Source organism: Thermocatellispora tengchongensis (genome assembly GCF_014202315.1).
GTDB classification, from domain to species: Bacteria; Actinomycetota; Actinomycetes; order Streptosporangiales; family Streptosporangiaceae; genus Thermocatellispora; species Thermocatellispora tengchongensis.
The window spans coordinates 13,000-31,130 of record NZ_JACHGN010000041.1 but is presented as its reverse complement, the minus strand read 5'-3'; the positions used below and the strand labels follow the sequence as shown (position 1 = coordinate 31,130).

The 18,131-nt window shown below is 74.0% G+C and carries 11 protein-coding genes; 2 read left to right on the top strand and 9 right to left on the bottom strand.

From position 1 onward, the window contains the following. Positions 1-99 precede the first annotated feature (99 nt). The gene (locus HNP84_RS49645) at positions 100-2,985 is read left to right on the top strand and encodes an AfsR/SARP family transcriptional regulator (RefSeq protein WP_185057147.1); all 2,886 of its coding nucleotides are present in this window, start codon (positions 100-102) and stop codon (positions 2,983-2,985) included. 329 nt (positions 2,986-3,314) lie between these two features. Here HNP84_RS49645 and HNP84_RS49640 read toward each other — a convergent pair whose 3' ends face one another. The 6 genes from HNP84_RS49640 to HNP84_RS56615 form a co-directional block, all read right to left on the bottom strand. Continuing rightward, the gene (locus tag HNP84_RS49640) at positions 3,315-6,842 is read right to left on the bottom strand and encodes a serine/threonine-protein kinase (RefSeq protein WP_185057146.1); all 3,528 of its coding nucleotides are present in this window, start codon (positions 6,840-6,842) and stop codon (positions 3,315-3,317) included. A 50-nt stretch (positions 6,843-6,892) separates the two neighbouring features. Then, entirely contained in the window at positions 6,893-8,797 is a 1,905-nt protein-coding gene (locus HNP84_RS49635) for a glycoside hydrolase family 15 protein (RefSeq protein WP_246519623.1), read from the bottom strand. A gap of 133 nt (positions 8,798-8,930) precedes the next feature. Beyond that, complete coding sequence (locus HNP84_RS49630) at positions 8,931-10,133, bottom strand: response regulator (protein WP_185057145.1); 1,203 nt, start codon at positions 10,131-10,133, stop codon at positions 8,931-8,933. Positions 10,134-10,330: 197 nt separating this feature from the next. Continuing rightward, positions 10,331-11,317 carry an acetylxylan esterase gene (locus tag HNP84_RS49625; RefSeq protein ID WP_185057144.1) on the bottom strand — a complete coding sequence of 329 codons (987 nt, stop codon included), beginning with the start codon at positions 11,315-11,317 and terminating at the stop codon, positions 10,331-10,333. Between the two features lie 138 nt (positions 11,318-11,455). Beyond that, positions 11,456-11,776 carry a hypothetical protein gene (locus HNP84_RS49620; RefSeq protein ID WP_185057168.1) on the bottom strand — a complete coding sequence of 107 codons (321 nt, stop codon included), beginning with the start codon at positions 11,774-11,776 and terminating at the stop codon, positions 11,456-11,458. 154 nt (positions 11,777-11,930) lie between these two features. After that, complete coding sequence (locus HNP84_RS56615; RefSeq protein ID WP_185057143.1) at positions 11,931-13,148, bottom strand: L,D-transpeptidase family protein; 1,218 nt, start codon at positions 13,146-13,148, stop codon at positions 11,931-11,933. A gap of 383 nt (positions 13,149-13,531) precedes the next feature. On the opposite strand from HNP84_RS56615, the gene HNP84_RS49610 reads away from it, so the two are divergent. After that, entirely contained in the window at positions 13,532-14,287 is a 756-nt protein-coding gene (locus tag HNP84_RS49610; RefSeq protein ID WP_185057142.1) for a hypothetical protein, read from the top strand. Between the two features lie 305 nt (positions 14,288-14,592). On the opposite strand, the gene HNP84_RS49605 is transcribed toward HNP84_RS49610, so the two are convergent. The 3 genes from HNP84_RS49605 to HNP84_RS49595 are packed head-to-tail and all read right to left on the bottom strand — an operon-like array spanning position 14,593 to position 18,108. Next, positions 14,593-16,152: a glycoside hydrolase family 13 protein gene (locus tag HNP84_RS49605; protein ID WP_185057141.1), complete on the bottom strand. Its 1,560-nt coding sequence runs from the start codon at positions 16,150-16,152 to the stop codon at positions 14,593-14,595. 46 nt (positions 16,153-16,198) lie between these two features. Further along, on the bottom strand, positions 16,199-17,179 hold the full coding sequence (locus tag HNP84_RS49600; RefSeq protein WP_185057140.1) for a carbohydrate ABC transporter permease: 981 nt from the start codon (positions 17,177-17,179) through the stop codon (positions 16,199-16,201). An 11-nt stretch (positions 17,180-17,190) separates the two neighbouring features. Then, positions 17,191-18,108 carry a carbohydrate ABC transporter permease gene (locus HNP84_RS49595; RefSeq protein ID WP_185057139.1) on the bottom strand — a complete coding sequence of 306 codons (918 nt, stop codon included), beginning with the start codon at positions 18,106-18,108 and terminating at the stop codon, positions 17,191-17,193. Between the last annotated feature and the right edge of the window lie 23 nt (positions 18,109-18,131).

Genomic DNA, 18,131 nt, shown 5'->3' with positions numbered 1-18,131 from the left:
CGCTCCGCTTCCGGCACCCTGTCACCCACCAGGACGCGCCGCCCAGGTCAGGGCCGGTAACGTTGCCCCGTCAAGGATTGATCGTGCAAAGGGGGTGGGGTGAGGTTCCGGGTGCTCGGCCCCCTGTCCGTGGTCGCGGACGGGCGGGAGGTCCCCATCGGGGGCAACAAGCTGCGCGTCGTGCTGGCCGGGCTGCTGCTGCGCGCGGGCGAGACCGTGCCCGTCTCCCGGCTGGCCGGGTGGCTGTGGCCGGACGACGGCGGCGGCGACCCCGACCGGGCCAGGGCCACGGTGCACAGCTACGTCAACCGGCTGCGCGGGCGGCTCGGGCCGGGCGGCGCCGTCGTGGTCACCGCGCACGACGGCTACCGCGCCGAACCCGGCGCGGGCGCGCTGGACCTGCTGCGCTTTCGCGAGCTGGCCGCCGCGGGCGGGCGGGCGGCGGCGTCCGGCGACCTGGAGGCCGCCTCCCGGGCGCTGTCGGAGGCGATGGCGCTGTGGCGGGGCGGCCCGCTGCTGGCCAACGTCGACTCGCCCGCGCTGCACGCCGAGGAGGTCGAGCCGCTGGCCGAGGAGTGGCTGCGCGCCCAGGAGCGCTGGCTCGACGTCGGGCTGCGCACCGGCAGGCACGCCGAGCTGATCGGGGTGCTGCGCGAGCTGACCCGGGCCCATCCGCTGCGCGAGCCGTTGTGGGAGCGGCTGATGCTGGCGCTGCACGGGGCCGGACGCCACGCCGAGGCGCTGCGCGCGTACCACACGCTGCGCGAGCTGCTGGCCGAGGAGCTGGGGGTCGATCCGGGCGAGGCGGTGCGCGCGACGTACCAGGCGATCCTGACCGAGGACCCGTCCGTGCGCGAGCCCGCCGCGCCCCCGCCGCCGGTCGTGGCCGCGGCCCCGGACGCCGGGTCGCGCCCCGGTCCCCCGGTGCCGCGGCAGCTCCGGCCCGACATCCCCGGCTTCGCCGGCCGCGCCGCCGAGCTGGCCACGCTGGACCGGCTGCTGGACGAGCACACCGGCCGCGGCGGCGCCGGGCTGCCGACGATCGTCTCACTGCAGGGCACCGCGGGCTCGGGCAAGACCGCGCTGGCGGTGCACTGGGCGCACCGCGTACGCGAGCGGTTCCCCGGCGGCCAGCTCTATCTCGACCTGCACGGGTACGGCCCCGAGCGCCCGGTCGGCCCGGCCGCCGCGCTGGAGACCCTGCTGCGCGCGCTCGGCGCGCCCCCCGACCGCATCCCGGCCGGCCTGGAGGAGCGGGCGGCGCTGTACCGCACGCTGCTGTCGGGCCGCAGGGTGCTGGTGCTGCTGGACAACGCCGCCGGCAGCGACCAGGTCAGGCCGCTGGTGCCGGGCTCCGACGGCATGGTGCTGGTCACCAGCCGCAACCAGCTCCGCGGCCTGGTCGTGCAGTACGGCGCGCGCCGGATCGTGCTGGACCAGATGAGCCCGGCCGAGGCGGGCGAGCTGCTGGCCGGGGTGATCGGCCCGGAGCGGGTCGCCGCCGAGCCCGAGGCCGCCGCGGAGATCGTCGAACGCTGTGCCCGGCTGCCGCTGGCCCTGCGCATCTTCGCCGAGCGCGCGGCGCGGTTCCCGCGCACGCCGCTGCGCAGGCTCGCCGCCGACCTGCGCGACGAGCGCACGCGGCTGGCGGCGCTCGACGCGGGCGACGGCGACGACACCGACCTGCGCATGGTCTTCTCCTGGACGTACGGCGCGCTGGAGCCGGAGGCGGCGCGGCTGTTCCGGCTGCTCGGCCTGCATCCGGGCCCGGAGGTGAGCACCGGCGCGGCCGGCGCGCTGCTCGGGGAGCCCGACGCGGGGCGGGTCACCCGGCTGCTCGACCGGCTCACCGCCGACCATCTGCTGCGCTCGCGCTCCCCCGGCCGCTACGACTTCCACGACCTGCTGCGCGCGTACGCCGCCGAGCGGGCGCGCGCGGAGGGCGACGCGGAGCGCGACGGCGAGGCCGCCCTGCGCCGCGTGCTGGACTGGTACCTGCACAGCGCCCTGGACGCGGCCGAGCACCTGCCCTCGGGCGGGCGCCCCTTCGCCGCCGGGCCGGTGCCCGACGGCCTGGCCCCGCACGACCTGCACGACGCCGAGGGCGCGGTGTGCTGGTACGAGGAGGAGCTGGCGAACCTGATGGCGGCCACCCACGCGGCGGCGGCGCGCGGCTGGCACGACCTGGCCTGGCGGCTGCCCCGGGCGCTGGCGCGCTTCTTCGACTTCCACGTGCCCGGCCGGGCCTGGGTGCAGGTGTACCAGGTGGCGGTGAACGCGGCGCGGGCGGCGGGAGAGCCGCTGGAGGAGGGCGTCGCGCTGAACCACCTGGCCCGCGCGCTGGCGCTGCTGGGCCGCCCGCGCGAGGCCGCGCGCCGGTTCGAGGACGCCCTCGCGGTCGCGCGCCGCGCGGGCGAGCGGGACCTGGAGGGGGCGGTGCTGGTCAACCTGGGCACGGCGTACGCCCGGCTGGGCCGCTCCGCCGACTCCACCGGCTGCTTCGCCGCCGCGCTCGCCCTGGCCCGCGAGACCGGTGACCGCCGCCTTGAGGCGGAGGCGCTGGACGACATGGCGCAGAACCACAACGCGCTGGGCCGGTACGAGGACGCGGCCTCCGCCGCGCGCTCGGCGGCCGAGGCGGCCACAGCGGCGGGCGACCGCTACCGCCGGGGCGAGGCCCTGCGCACCCTCGGCACCGCGTACGCCGGGCTGGGCCGGCACGAGGAGGCGGTGACGGCCTTCCTGGCCGCCCTGGAGGTGAAGCGCGCGTTCGAGGACCGCCGCGGCGAGGCCGACGTGCTGCACCGCCTCGGCCGCGCCCTCGTCGAGTCGGGCGACCCCGACGGGGCCCGCTCGCGCTGGCGCGAGTCGCTGGCCATCTTCGCCGAGCTGGACGACCCGCGCGCCGCGGACGTCCGCCGGAGCCTGGCGGAGACCGGCCCCCGTCCGGCCGCCGATCCCCGCCAGGAGACCCCCGTCACGTGAGGTCAGGTGATGCGTACGCTCATGGCGTCCATCTCCGTTCGCTCGCACCTTCGCGCGTTTCCCCGCGCGATCACGAAGCTACGGAGTGGCGCTGACAGTTCGCTCACAAAGCGCTCATAACCCGCACACGTGTACGACTGTCATATCTCATCGTCCAGATCGTCGGCCTCGTCGTCGGGAAGGTCGTACCAGTGGACGTCGCCGGGGTACTCCCCGGCGGCGGCCGGGGCCTGCTCGGGCCTGGTGCGCACCTGCATCACGGTCGCCGCCTCTCGTTCCGGGGCCTGGGCTGGTACACAATAATACCTACCTGCTTTACAGGGAATCCCTCAGGCCCCGGCGCACACGTCCCGGTACGGGATGCTCCCCAGGTGCTCGCGCCACTCGGCGCGGGTGAGGGTGCGGCCCGCGCGGGCGCACACCGCCTGGGCCGCGCGGGCCGGATCGACGGGCAGGTCCCACACCGTCCCGGTGTCGTTGGAGACCCGCAGCGTGCGCCCGTCGGGGGTGAAGGCCACCTCCCAGCTCCTGCCGTCGCCGATGCGCCCGAAGACGACCCCGGTGACGATCGGGCGGCGGGTGGCGACGTCCCACAGGCTCAGCCGCTCCCGTCCGTCGATCATCGCCAGCATGTCGCCCTTCGGGGAGAAGACCAGCTCACCGGCCTCTCGCCCGATGGCGGGCAGGTCCAGCGCGACCGGCGTCCGATCCGCCGCCTGCCACAGCGTCACGCCGCCGTCGGCCTTGCCGACGGCCAGCCACCGCCCGGTGGGGTCCACCGCGACCGCCGCCGTCACGCTCCCGGCCGGGGTGCGACCGGGGCCGATCGTCTTCCCCGTCGTCACGTCCACCTGCCGGCCCAGCTCCGAGACGATGTGGCGGCCGTCGGGCAGGAACGCGAACTTCCGCATAGGGGCCTCCAGCTTGGCGACCCCGAGCTGCCTGCCGGTCCGCGCGTCGAAGCGGTGCAGCCAGTAGTCCACCTGGCGCTGGGAGTTCTGCGAGTACACCGCGGCGTACGTCCTGCCGTCGGGCGAGAACGCCTCCCCCGTCGTGATCAGCCCGTGGGGGTGCCGGAAGTGCCACAGCCTGCGCCGGGTCGCGACGTCGTAGACGTCCACGGTCTCGTTCACGTGCGAGAGCGCCAGCAGGCGCGCGGCCGGGTCGAACCGGGCCTCCAGCACGGTGTTCTCCTGTGCCGGGACCGAGCCCAGCACCCGTCCCGCCGCGACGTCCCACAGCTCCACCCGCGGCTCGCCCTCGAACGGCTGGTACGCCAGCAGCCGGGCGTCGCCGCTGAGGACCACGAAGTTCGCGTCCGGCGGCGCGGGCCTGGGCCGTACCGGGAAGGCCAGGTCGATCGCGACCACCTCGTCGTCGATCCGGTAGCGCAGGATGCGCCCGCCGGGGTCGAACCAGGCGTCGGAGACCCGGCCGCGCGCGGTGTAGTCCAGCACCCGCTCGTGCCGCTCCACGTCCCACACGCGGATGACCGCGTCCCGGTGCGCGACGGCGAGCCCGCGGTCCCGGCTGAGCCGGAACCCGGCCGGCGCGCCGCCCGGCTCGTCGTCGTCGAGCCCGTCCCAGCTCCACCGGTACGTCCCGTAGTCGTAGTCGTCCTCCACGGCCTGCCTGATCCGCTTCCCCGTCCCGGCGTCCCACAGCTCGAACCGCTCACCGGCGCAGAACACCGCGCCGCCGTCGGGGCTGAAGCCGATCACCGGGTCCTCGCCGCCGCAGCCGGAGGGGAAGCGGGTGTCCCGCCGGAAGCCGGGCAACCGCCACACGCTCACCTCGCCGTCGGTCTCGGTGACCACCAGGTCGCCGGTGGGCCCGGGAACGACCCGTTGCGGATAGCCCCAGCGGGGACGCTCGACGCGGTCGCGGCCGAGGTCCCACACCCCGAACGACGCCTCGGCCACCGTGATGTTCAGCATCGTGTCGGAGCCGCCGAACTCCAGCACGGTCACGGCCGGGTTGTCGTCGATGGCCTCCTCGCCGACGAGCCTGCCGGTGCGGGTCTCGTAGACGGCCACGCTCTCCCCGGCGACCACGGCCAGCAGCCGCCCGGTGCCGCTCAGGTCGGTGGAGGCGACGCCGCGGGCCAGTTCGGGGGCGGTCCAGGACGCGACCTGCCTTCCGGTGGCGGCGTCGAAGACCCGTACCGTGCGCTCGGTCACCGCGGCGATCAGGCGGCCGTCGCCGCTGGTCGTGTTGACGGCCGCGCCCGGGGCGGGCGGCGGCCGGAACGCGGCGACCTCGCGCTGGAAGAGCGAGCCGGTCAGCGCGGCGCGGCCCTCGATGCCGGGGTTGAGCCGCCAGGCCGCCACGCTGAGCAGCATCGCCTTGACGGGATCCACCGTGCGCAGCCCCGCCACCTCTCCGGCCAGCTCGCGCGCCCGGCCCTTGTCGCGCTCGTCCGCCACCCGGTCGCGCTGCTCGGCGACCTGCCCGGCCTGGTGCACGGCGATGCCGCCGCCCGCCAGCGACAGGGCGAGCAGCCCGGCCAGCGCCATGGTGAGCAGGCGGCGCCGGTTGGACCGCCGCCGCACCAGCCTGCCGGCCTCGGCGAGGTAGTCGCGTTCGAGCGGCGTGAGCGTGAGGTGCCGCCGACCGGCGGCGGCCCAGTCGCGCGCGGCCTCCAGCCGGCTGCCCTGCAGCAGGTCGGCGTCGCGGCGGCCGTTGGCCTCCCACTCCCGCGCCGCCCGGCTCAGCCCGGCCAGCACGGGCAGGCCGTCGCGCTCGGCCTCCACCCACGAGCGCAGCCGGGGCCAGGCCCGCAACAGGGCGGGGCGGGCGAGGCGCACCTCACCGTCGCGCTCGGCCAGCATGTAGCCGAACACCTCCAGGATGCGCCGCCGCGCCTCCGGGTGCTCGGGCAGCAGCTCGGCCACCGGCGCGGGGCGTACCGTCTCCAGGCCGTCGGGGCCGATCGCGACCAGGCGCAGCAGCAGCTCGGGCACCAGCTCACGCTCGGCCGGGGAGAGCAGCGCGTACGCGTCCTCGGCCAGCGCGCCCAGCGCGGGCTCGGCCTCCTCGCCGCCGCCCAGCGCGGCGAAGCCGCGGGGCGGCGCGCCGCCCGCCAGCGCCAGCAGCAGCTCGCGCGCGGTGGGCCGCCCGGAGGGGTCCTTGCTCAGCGCGGCGGCGACCAGCGGGCGCACGGTGGGCGGCAGCGCGCCGAGGTCGGGGTCGTGGGAGAGCACGCGGTGCATCACCGCGCCCAGCGTCTCGGCCTGGAACGGGTCCTCGCCGGTGGCCGCGAACACCATGACCGCGCCCCAGGCGAACACGTCGGCGGGCGGGCCGGCCCGCCCGCCGGTCAGCACCTCCGGCGCCATGTACATCGGCGTGCCCGGGATGTGGCCGGTCGCCGACAGCGACATCTCGGCGGTGCGCGCGATGCCGAAGTCGATCACGCGCGGCCCGTCGCGGCCGAGCAGCACGTTGTCGGGCTTCAGGTCGCGGTGGACCACCCCGGCCTCGTGGATCGCGGTCAGCGCGGTCGCCACGGCCGCCGCCAGGCGATGCAGGTCGTCGCCGGTGAACCGGCGTCCGGCGCGGCGCAGGTCGGGGCCCTCGACGAACTCGCTGACGATGTACGGCGGCGTCGCGTCGGGGTCGGCGTCCACGACCCTGGCCGTGCAGAAGGAGGCCACCCGGCGGGCGGCGGCGACCTCCTTGGCGAAGCGCGCGCGCAGCCCGCCGTCGCCGCCGGCCGCGCGCAGCACCTTCAGCGCGTACCTGCCGCCCTCGGCGTCGTACGCCTCGTACACGACGCCCTGCCCGCCCGCGCCGATGCGCCCGGCCAGCCAGTAGCCGCCGATGCGCTCCGGGTCGCCCGCCGCCAACGCCTCCATCGCGCCCTCCTCCGCACGTTGGACGCGGGGCGGCGGGCGAAGGTTCTCGGCTAGACCGGGGGCGGGGTGACGCCGCCGTAGGAGACGGCGGCCTCGCGCTCCTCGGCCTTGATGATGTGGATGATGGCGTTGATCAGGGCCAGGTGGGTGAACGCCTGCGGGAAGTTGCCCAGGTGACGGCCGTTGACCGGGTTGATCTCCTCGGCGTACAGGCCGAGCGGGCTGGCGAAGGACAGCAGCTTCTCGCACAGCCTGCGAGCCCGGGGCAGCTCACCGATCTCGACCAGCGCCGACACCAGCCAGAACGAGCAGATCGTGAAGCTGCCCTCCTCGCCGCTCAGGCCGTCGTCGGTCTCCTTGACGATGTAGCGCAGCACCAGGTCCTCCACCGTCAGCTCCTCGGCGATGGCCAGCACCGTGGCGCGCACGCGCGGGTCGTCGGCCGGCAGGAACCGGAACAGCGGGATCAGCAGCAGCGAGGCGTCCAGCGCGTCGGTCTCGTAGTGCTGGGTGAACACCCCGCGCTCGGACACGCCGTTGGCGCACACGTCGGCGTGGATCTCGTCGGCCACCGCCTGCCACCGCGCGGCCAGCTCGGGCTCCTCGCGCAGCCGGGCCAGGCGCGCGCCCCGGTCGGCCGCCACCCAGCACATCACCTTGGAGGAGGTGAAGTGCTTCGGCTCGCCGCGCACCTCCCAGATGCCGCGGTCGGGCTCGCGCCAGTGCGCGATGGCCGACTCCACCAGGCGGCGCAGGATCGGCCAGATCCGCTCGTCGAGGCCGTCGCGCGACTTGACGTGGATGTAGAAGGAGTCGAGCACCGCGCCCCACACGTCGTTCTGACGGTGGTCGTAGGCGCCGTTGCCGACCCGCACCGGGCGGGCGCCGTCGTAGCCGTGCAGGTGGTCCAGGGTCTGCTCGGTCAGGTCGCGCTCGCCGTCCACGCCGTACATGATCTGCAGGTCCTCGTCGCGCTCGGCGACGTCGGCGACGAACCAGAAGAAGTCGTCGGCCTCCCAGTCGAAGCCCAGCGTGTACAGGCCCCACAGCGCGAAGGTGGAGTCTCTGATCCAGGTGTAGCGGTAGTCCCAGTTGCGCACGCCGCCCGGCGTCTCCGGCAGCGAGGTGGTGGCCGCCGCGACCAGGGCGCCGGTGGGGGCGAAGGTGAGCCCCTTGAGGGTGAGCGCGCTGCGCTCCAGGAAGCCGCGCCAGGGGTGGTCGGGGAACTCGCCCCGGGCCAGCCAGTGCTGCCAGTGGTGCGCGGTCCACACCAGCCTTCTGTAGGCGTCCTCGTAGGTGTACGGGGGCTCGTGCTCGGTCCACGACAGCGCGCAGAAGCGGGTCTCGCCCTGCTTGAGCAGCGTGCGGGCCATGGCCCGGCCGCCCTCGAAGCCCAGGCGCATGTCGGTGGTGAGCCGCAGCTCCACGCCGACGTCGGCGCCGTCCGCCGTGGCCACGCCCTGGTGATAGCCGCGGTCGGTGTAGCTCCACCGCGCGTGGTGGCGGCCGTAGTCGAACATCGGCTCGCAGTCCAGCGTCACCTGCACCTCGCCGCTCACGCAGCGGACGGTGCGCAGCAGCACGTGGTCGGCGTCGTAGTCGGTGGGCGCCCGGCGGTGCGTGCGCGACAGCTCGTCGGTGTGGTGCCAGGGCCCGATCAGCAGCACGTCGCGGACGATGATCCAGCCCGTCGGGGTGTGCCAGCTCGTCTCCAGCACCATCGTGCCGGGCAGGTAGCGCCGGGCGGCGGGCACCCTGACCCCGGCCGGCCCGAGGCGGAAGCGCCCCGCGCCGCGGTCCAATATGGCGCCGAACACGCTGGGCGAGTCCAGGCGCGGCACGCACAGCCACTCCACGTCGCCGCTCGGCGCCACCAGGGCGGTCACCTCGCAGTCGGACAGGAACCCGTAGTCCGCGATGGGCGGAAAGGGCGAGGCTCCGTTGAGGCTGTCCAAGCGGATATCCCCCATCATCATCCCCTCACGGTAGCGGCCCAAGATCGGCGCCGCATGCCGGACTCGCCATACAACGTGGCGCTCCTCCCGTTTCACCTAATCATGCGCCGGTCCTGGCGCAAGGCCGGCTCTGTCACAGGGTCAGCCGGTACATCGTCAGGGGCCGGCCGCTGGTGCCGCTGGTCAGGTTGCCGGTCCGCTCGGCCAGGCCCGCCAGTTCCAGTCGGTGCAGCATGCGCCGGGCGGTGCGCTGCTGGACGGCCAGCCGCCCGGCGATCTCGCGGGTGGTCACCGGCTCGCCGCCCACCGCCTCCCGGGCCTCGATCAGCTTCTCCAGGGTGGACACCGACAGCCCGACCCGGCGCGCGATCAGGTTCAGGCTCCGCGCGGGCGCGGGCGCGGCGGTGGAGTCGAGCACGATGTCGGTGCCGGCGTGCAGCGACAGCACCGCCACCACGCCGCCGATGCGCCGGGCGCGGGCCAGCGCCCGGCGGGCCAGGCTCTCGGCCTCGGCCGCGGTGCGGCCCAGCCCGAAGCCCGCCCGCGCGTACGCGTTGCGCGTGGCCAGGCGCGTCAGCATGGGCAGCGAGGCGAACCCGCCGGTGGCCTCGCGCAGCGGCCCGCGGGTGGTCACCACCATGTGCAGCCCGCCGCGGTAGGCCACCAGGGTGCCGCCCAGCGCGGCGCTCTCGCGCAGCAGGCCCTCCTCCACCTCGGTCTCCACCAGCCCGATCGCGACCTGGGCGTCCTCCCGGGCCCGGCACCCGGCCTCCGTCACCACCCGGCGCAGGGCCTCGCGCACCGAGTGGGAGGAGGGCACCAGGCGCAGCACCGGCATCTCGCCGTGCAGCGCCTCGCGCACCGACGGCAGGCAGGTGATGGCCGGGTGCCGGGCGCCGCGCCGGTGGAAGGCCAGCGCCGTCCCGGGCGTCATGCCGCTGCGGTACGGCAGCGTGCGCACCCCGCCGACCGGCAGCCCGGCCTCGGCGAAGGTGGCGGTGACGGCGGCGGCGGGCAGCGTGTCCACGGTGACCCTGGTCACGTCGTGCCCGGCGTGCTGCAACCGCACCAGCGCGCCGAGCAGCGTGGCCCCGGCGTAGTCCACGTACGCGGCGGGGAGGGACAGCAGGCCGGCCTCCCGCGCCGGCGTGTGCGGCACGGCGCCGGTGAACAGCCAGCCCTCGACCGCGCCCGCGTGGGCCTCCACGATCGCGGGCGCCTCCGCCTCGCGCTCGTAGTCCAGCCGCAGCGCCCGCACCCCCGGGCGCTCCTCGCACGTGGCGGCCACGTCGTCCACGAGATCATGGGGGCCGACGACCCCGATGACGATGTCCACCCACGCCTCCCGTCGGAACCGTAGGTCCTGTATGGGGAAACCCGGCCCCGAGGGACCGTGGCCCCATCCTGACGCAGAAGGCCGCCCGCGTCTTGGGCCCGCGAGGCGCCGGTATGCGGGCTCGGCCCACGCCCGGCCGGCCCGCACCCGGCCGGCCCGCACCCCACTCAGCCCGAGCCCGGTCAGCCCGAGCCCGGTCAGCCCGTGCCCAGGAGGAGGCGGGCGCGGGCGAGGTTGGCGGCCTCCTGCGCCGGGCCGCCGCCCTCGTGCCCGTTGTACGGCCACACGCGGATCTCCTTGGGCCCGGCGTAGTGGTTGTAGGCGGCGAAGACCGTGGAGGGCGGGCAGACCTGGTCCATCAGCCCCACCGAGAACCAGGCGGGCACGGTGGCGCGTGGGGCGAAGTTGACGCCGTCGAAGAAGCCGAGCACCCCGAAGACCTCCTCGACGCTCGCGCGGTGGGTGCGCAGGTACTCCGCGATCTCGGCGCGCGAGCCGGTGTTGCTGATCTCGGTGGCCCGGCGGAACAGCACCAGCGAGGGCACGTCGAGGAAGACCGCGCGCAGCGCCTCGGGGATCAGCCCGGCCACGGCCAGCCCGACGCCGCCGCCCTGGCTGCCCGCGGCCACCATGATCCGGCCGGGATCGACCCCGGGCAGCGCCGCCGCGGCCTCGACGGCGCGCACGGCGTCAACGTACACGCGGCGGTAGTAGTAGTCGTACGGGGAGCTCAGGCCGCGGGTGAGGAAGCCGGGCACCTCGGCGGTGGTGCCGCCGTACGGGTCGGGGGTGCGGCCCGGCACCCCCGAGCCGCCGCCCTGCCCCCGGGTGTCCATGACCAGGGTGGCGAAGCCCGCGGCCGGGTAGTCGAGCCACTGGTGCGGGTAGCCGCGGCCCATCTGGTAGCCCAGGTAGCGCACCACGCACGGCAGCGGCCCGGCGTCGGCGGGGCGGCGGGGGACGATGAACCAGCCGCCGATCCGGTGCCCGCCGAACCCCGAGAACGCGATCTCCGCCACGTCCACCAGGTCGAACGGGACGTCCTGCGGGGTGAGCACGGGGTCGAGGTCGTGCGCCCGTGCCTCGGCGAGCGTCTCGCTCCAGAACGCGTCGAACCCGGCGGGCTCCTCGCGCGGCGGCGCGTACGCGCGCAGGTCGTCGATCGGCAGGTCGAACAGGGCCACGGTGCCTCCCGAAGGTGCGGTACGGGCCTCCGGCGGGCCCGCCGCGGGGAAGCCTAGGGCCGCGCGCGGCCGGCCGTGCCGGGCGATCCGAGGACCCGCACCCGTCGCAGACGCTCGTGGCCCTGGCGCCGGCCGCGGTCAGTCCGCCGTACGCCGCTCCGGCTCCAGGCCGGGCTGCAGACCGGGCTCCAAACCGGGGCCGATCTCGACCCAGCCGCGGCGTACGGCCTCGACGCCGCCCTGGAAGCGCGTGGTGGCGCCCAGGTGGTCCAGCAGCTCGGCCACGCGCCTGCTGAACGTGCGCTGCGACATGCTCAGCCGCCGGCACGCGATCGTGTCGGGTGCGCCGTCGAGCAACTGCTGCAACGGGCCCACCAGGTGCCCGGGCACCTCGTCCCGCCGCACCCTGGGGGTGGTGGCGGCGACCTGGCAGGCGTGCTGCCGTCCGGCGGCGGTCATGGTCCTCCTCGCGCTCGTTCAGTCCACGTGCAGAACCAACCGCCTTAGAGATCACCATCGCCCGCCGCCGAGCGTCAAGTCAGAACCCCCCGACGGTCGGTCAGGGGGAGGTGTCAGCGCCGCGACCTCGGCGCCGACCCTCAGCGCCGCGATCTCAGCGCCGGGGCCGGATGCTGCCGCGGACGTGCACCGGGTCGCCGATCTGCGCGATCCGGTAGAAGCGGTCGGCGACGTGCAGCGGCATGCGTACGCACCCGTGCGAGGCGGGGCGCAGCGGCACCCTGGTGGAGCCGTGCACGGCCATGCCGCCGCTGAAGTACAGCGAGTTGTACATCGAGCCGAGCGGGCCGGTCGTCCAGCCGGCGGCGCGCCGGTAGAAGCGGAAGTCGCCGGTCGGGGTGACCGCGTCGCCGCAGTGCCCGTTGTGGCAGTACCTGACCTCGGCGCCGCTGGAGATATGCGAGATCAGCACCGGCTTGCGGCCCTGGTAGAGGGTCAGGATCTGGCGGGTCAGGTCGATCTCCACCCGGCGCCCTGAGGTGGCGCGGGCGAGGACGCGGGGCGGCCTCGGCCGTTCCAGCGCGGCCCACACCTCGGGCCGCACGTCGTTGCGGGGCATCAGGCCCTGGGTCTTCTGGAAGGCCCACAGCGCGAACCTGGTCTCGTCGCCGTACACGCCGTTGATCCGGCCCGGGTCGTAGCCGAGCCGGCTCAGCCGGGCCTGGAGGCGGCGCACCGCCTGGCCGCGGTCGCCGGGGCGCAGCACGGCGGGCACGTCCTGCTCGCGCCCCTCGTGCCGGTCACGCCGGTCGCCCTGGTCGTGGCGTTTGTGCTGCTTGTGCGACTCGGGACGCCGCTTGTCCCCCTCGGCCGCCTGCGGCAGCGGGCGGGGCGCGACGGGCACGGACTTGAGCACGGTTTCGGGCACAGGCTTGGGCACGGGTACGCGCACCGGCGCGGGAAGCGGCTCGACGTCCGGCGCGACGTCCACCTCGACGTCCGGCTCGGCGGCCAGATCCGGTTCCGGGATGGGGACGAGGTCGTCGTACCGGGTGCCGTCGCCTTTCGCGCCGCCTTTCGCGCCGCTCTTCGCATCCCCCTTCGCACCGCCCTTCCCGCCGCTCTTCGCGCCGCCTTCGGCGCGTTCGCCGGAGTCGTACAGGTCATCCGGGTCGTACGGGTAGCCGGAGTCGTACAGGTCGCCCGAGTCGTACAGGTCACCGGAGTCGTACAGGTCGTCGGGGTCCCGGTGCGGGCCGGAGTCCCGGCCGGGCGGTGCCGGGGCGGCGTGGGCGGGGCGCGATTCGGCGGCCGCGGTGATGCCCGCCAGGGCGAGGAGGAGGACGAGGGTGGGCTGCAGGTTCCTGATCACATCCGGATGGTTACCCCTATTGCGACCGGAATCCGATCAACCGCCGTTTCGCCACATCGCAAAAAATTCATCCGCCCCGACAAACCCCCCAAACCTCCCTTCATCGCCATTTGCGAAAAGTCCGATTCGAGCTAATAAACGGGCGTTTCCAATTGCATTCGGTTCCATTGCCAATTGTAAACGGATTGCTCGCGTCACCCCATGTGAAACCGGGTATCCCCTGTTCCGCTCCGCCATTGCGGGGCGGAAACCAGAGTCCGGTCCCCCGGGATCGCGATTGACACGGGAATCAGATGACTTCTCTCACCAAGGGATGGACGCGCCGCTCCGGTAGGCGCGTTCTGGCCCTGGCCGTCACCACGATGGCCGGAGCCGCTCTCGCAATGTCATATCCGGAGGCGGCCACCGCCAACGCTCCACGCGCGGAGACCGTCAACTCCCATTCTCTCGCCCCGGCCGGCGAGAAGCCGGTCCTCGGCGGCTGGCGCGGCTGCAGGGGCTGGGGCGGTCGCTGGTGGGGTGGCCGGTGCTGGGGTCACCGCCACCACTGCCACGGCTTCGGCCACCACCACGGCTGGGGCCGCTGGGACCGTCACCACTGCGGGCGTCACCACCACCACGACGACTTCGACGACGACTTCCACGACGACAGGCACGACAAGGGCAACAAGGGCGTCAAGCACAAGAACCGCCCGCAGCCCCCGGCCGAGTCCGAGACCCAGCCGAAGCCGCCGGCCAAGGACCCGCACGAGGACAAGGACTGGCACGACGACAAGGACTGGGACCACAACAAGGACTGGGACAAGAACAAGGACTGGGACCAGAACAAGGACTGGGGCCACGACGAGGACTCGAACGACGAGGACTCGAACAACGACGCCTGGTACTGGGACAAGAACGACGACTCCGACCACCCCTGGCACAAGTGGGACGACGACGACAAGGACGAGTCCCACAAGTCCGCCATCTGGCCGTGGAAGGACGGCGACCAGTGGTGGGAGAAGAAGAACTTCTGGCCCTTCAACGACGGGGACGAGCGCCGCGCCAGCGCGGCCCCGCTCAACGCCGCCAAGCCGATGACCGCGGCCAAGCCGATGACCGACGCCAAGCCGGTCAAGGCCCGCGCGGCCAAGCGCTGAGGACGCCGCGCCGCTTCACCAGGTGACCGAGTGCCGTGCCCGTCTCACGGGCACGGCACTCGTCGTGGGAGCGTCCGGGCGAGGGTGGATCTCCGGCGGGGCGGGATGGAGCGGGTGCGGCAACCCGCGCGGGCGTGACGCCCTCCCGCCCCTTCCTCCCCGGACGCGGCCCCATGAGCCCCACGCCCACTCGGCCCCATCAGCCCTATCCCCCTTGAGCCCCCTCGGCCCCCTCGGCCCCTCGTCCCCCTCGGCCCCTCGTCGTTGGCGGCGGGGCGTTGGCGGCGGGGCGAGTCGCGGACGGGTCAGATGAGCCAGGCGGCGGTGTCGGGGGGCAGGGCGCCGGCGTCCAGGGGGCCGCTGGCGAGCAGGACGCGGTCGTGCGGGGGAAGCGGGACCGCGGCCGGTCCCAGGTTGACGACGCAGGTCAGGCCGCTGTCGCGGGTGAAGGCCAGGACCTCGGGGGCGGAGGGCAGCCAGCTCATGGACCCGTCGCCCAGGCGCTCGCGCCGGATGCGCAGCGCGTCGCGGTAAAGGTTGAGCATGGAGTCCAGGTCCACCGCCTGGGCCTCGGCGGTGAGCTTGCGCCAGTTCTCCGGCTGTGGCAGCCAGGGCTCGCCGGTGCTGTAGCCGAACGGGGGCTCCTCGCCCGACCACGGGATCGGCACGCGGCAGCCGTCGCGGCCGGGGTTGGTGTGGCCCGAGCGGGTCCACATCGGGTCCTGGCGCAGCTCGTCCGGCAGGTCCTCGACCTCGGGCAGGCCCAGCTCCTCGCCCTGGTAGACGTAGACGCCGCCGGGCAGGGCCATGGCGAGCAGGGCGGCGGCGCGGGCGCGGCGGTAGCCGACCTCCAGGTCGGAGAAGACGCCGTGCTTGCGGTCGCGGTCGCCGTGGTCGAAGGACGTGTCGGCGCGGCCGTACCTGGTGACGGGGCGGGTGACGTCGTGGTTGGACAGCACCCAGGTCGGCGGGGCGCCCAGCGGCACGTGCGTGGCCATGGTGCGGTCGATGACCCGGCGCAGCGCGCCCGCCTCCCAGGGGCAGGCCAGGAACTCGAAGTTGAAGGCGGTGTGCATCTCGTCGGGGCGCAGGTAGCGGGCGAAGCGCTCCTGGTCGGGCAGCCACACCTCGCCGATCAGGATGCGATCGTCGTACTCCTCGGCGACCCGCCGCCAGGCACGGTAGATCTCGTGCACGCCGTCGCGGTCGGTGTAGGGGTCCTGCCCGTCGGGCTCGGCGTCCGGGTCCTTGACCAGCAGGGCGGCGGAGTCGATGCGGATGCCGTCCACGCCCCGGTCGAACCAGAATCGCAGCACGTCGTGGAACTCGGCCACGACCTCCGGGTTGTTCCAGTTGAAGTCGGGCTGCTCGGGCGCGAACAGGTGGAGGTACCACTCGCCGTCGGGCACCCTGGTCCAGGCCGGCCCGCCGAAGATCGACTGCCAGTCGTTGGGCGGGCCGTCGCCCACGCCGGGGCGGAACCAGAAGCGCTCGCGGGCCGCCGAGCCCGGCCCGGCGGCCAGGGCCTCCTTGAACCACGCCTGCTCGGTGGAGCCGTGGTTGGGCACCACGTCGATGATGATCCGGATGCCGAGGTCGTGCGCCTCCCTGATGAAGGTCTCCGCCTCGGCGAGCGTGCCGAACTCGGGGTGGATGTCGCGGTAGTCGGCCACGTCGTAGCCGCCGTCGGCCATCGGCGACGGGTACCACGGGTTGAGCCAGATCGCGTTGATCCCCAGATCCGCGAGGTACGGCAGTCGCGCCCGCGCCCCGGCCAGGTCGCCGACGCCGTCGCCGTTCCCGTCGGCGAAACTGCGCAGGTAGACCTGGTAGATCGCGGCTCCCCGCCACCACGTCTCGGGCATGCTGAACTCTCACTTTCTCTGGTAGGTGCGCGATCGGGACGGCGGGTCAGCCCTTGAGGCTGCCGGCCGTGAGCCCGGCCATGATGCTGCGCTGGAAGACGAAGAACACGACGATCGCCGGGATGCTGGCGATGACCAGGGCGGCGATGAGCACGTTCTGCGGCAGTTGCGCCGACAGCGACGCGATGCCCACGCTGAGCGGCATCTTCTCCTGGTCGGGCAGCACGAGCAGCGGCCAGACGAAGTCCTTCCAGGCCGTGACCACCGACAGGATCGACACCACGCCGATGATCGGCCGGGAGACCGGCAGCACGATCGACCACAGGATGCGCCACGGTGAGGCGCCGTCGATCTGCGCGGCCTCCAGCAGCTCGCGCGGGATGGAGTCGAAGAACCGCTTCAGCAGGAAGATGAAGAATCCGTTCGCGGCGGCCGGCAGCCAGATCGCCCACGGGGTGTTGAGCAGGTCCAGGTGGAAGATCGGCAGGTCCTTGACCGTGAGGTAGGCCGGCAGCAGGATCACCATCGGCGGGATCATCAGCGTGGCCAGCATCCCGCCGAGCACCAGCTTGCCGAGCACGGGCCGCAGCTTGGACAGCGCGTACGCCGCCGTCACGTCCACGGCCAGGGTGAACAGCCACGCGCCGCCGGCGTACAGGGCGGTGTTGCGCAGGAACAGGCCGAGGTCGAGCAGTTCCCACGCCTCGGCGTACACCCCCCAGTCGGGCGACTCGGGCAGCACGCCGGGCGGGATCTGGGCGAGTTCCTGCGGCGACTTCAGCGCGCCGGTGACCATCCAGAAGAACGGGAAGACGAAGGCCAGCGTGAAGCCGACGACGACCAGGATCAGCACGGCCCAGTACGCCGCCCGGCCGCGCCGGGTGGTGAGCGTGTGCGGCGAGACCAGGGTGCGCACGCCGTGGGAGGAGTACAGCCTGCCGCGCCGCCGTGGGCGCCCGCGTCGCGCGCGCGAGTGCTGCGCCGGCGCGGCGGGGGCCGGGCGCGGCCGGACGGTGAGGTTCGACATCGGTGCCGCTCCTAGGGCTGGGGGTCGCGGGAGACGCGCAGGTAGATCGCGGAGAACACCATCAGCACGATCATGAGCATCAGGCCCAGCGCGCCGCCGCCGCCCCACTGGCCGTAGTTGAAGGCGTACTGGTACATCAGGTACGCGACGGTGACGGTGGCGTCCTCGGGGCCGCCGCCGGTGAGCAGGTACGGCTCGATGAACACCTGCATGGTCGCCACGATCTGCAGCAGCAGCATCACCAGCAGGATCAGCCGGGTCTGCGGGATCGTGACGTGCCAGATCCGCTTGAACAGGCCGGCGCCGTCCAGCTCGGCGGCCTCGTACAGCTCGCCGGGGATGCTCTGCAGCGCGGCCAGGTAGATCAGGGTGCCGGTGCCCAGGTTCATCCAGGTGGACACGATCACCAGCGAGACGAGCGCGGTGGAGGTGGAGTCGAGCCAGGCCAGCGGCGGGATGCCGAAGACGCCGAGCACCTGGTTGAACAGGCCGGAGCCGGGGTCGTAGAACCACTTGAACAGCAGCACCGCGACCGCGGGCGGCAGCATCACCGGCAGGTAGACGATGAAGCGCAGGTACGCCTTGCAGTGCCGCAGCTCGTTGAGCACGATCGCGGCGGCGAACGGCACGGCGTACCCGATGACGAGCGCCAGCCCGGTGAAGGCGAGCGTGTTGACCCACGCCTTGACGAAGACCGGGTCCTCGATCACCGTGGCGAAGTTGTCCAGTCCCACCCAGGTGGGCGGGTCGATGAAGTTGGTCTGCTGCAGGGCGAGCACGACCTCCCGGACCATGGGGTACCAGGAGAAGAACCCGAAGCAGATCAGCGCGCCGCACAGGAACCCGTACGCGGTGAGGTTGCGCCGCAGGCCGCGGCGCAGGGCCCCCGGGTCGCGCCGCCGTGTCGCCCCGGCGGTCAATGTGGTCATGCGGTGAAACTCCCGATCTCCCG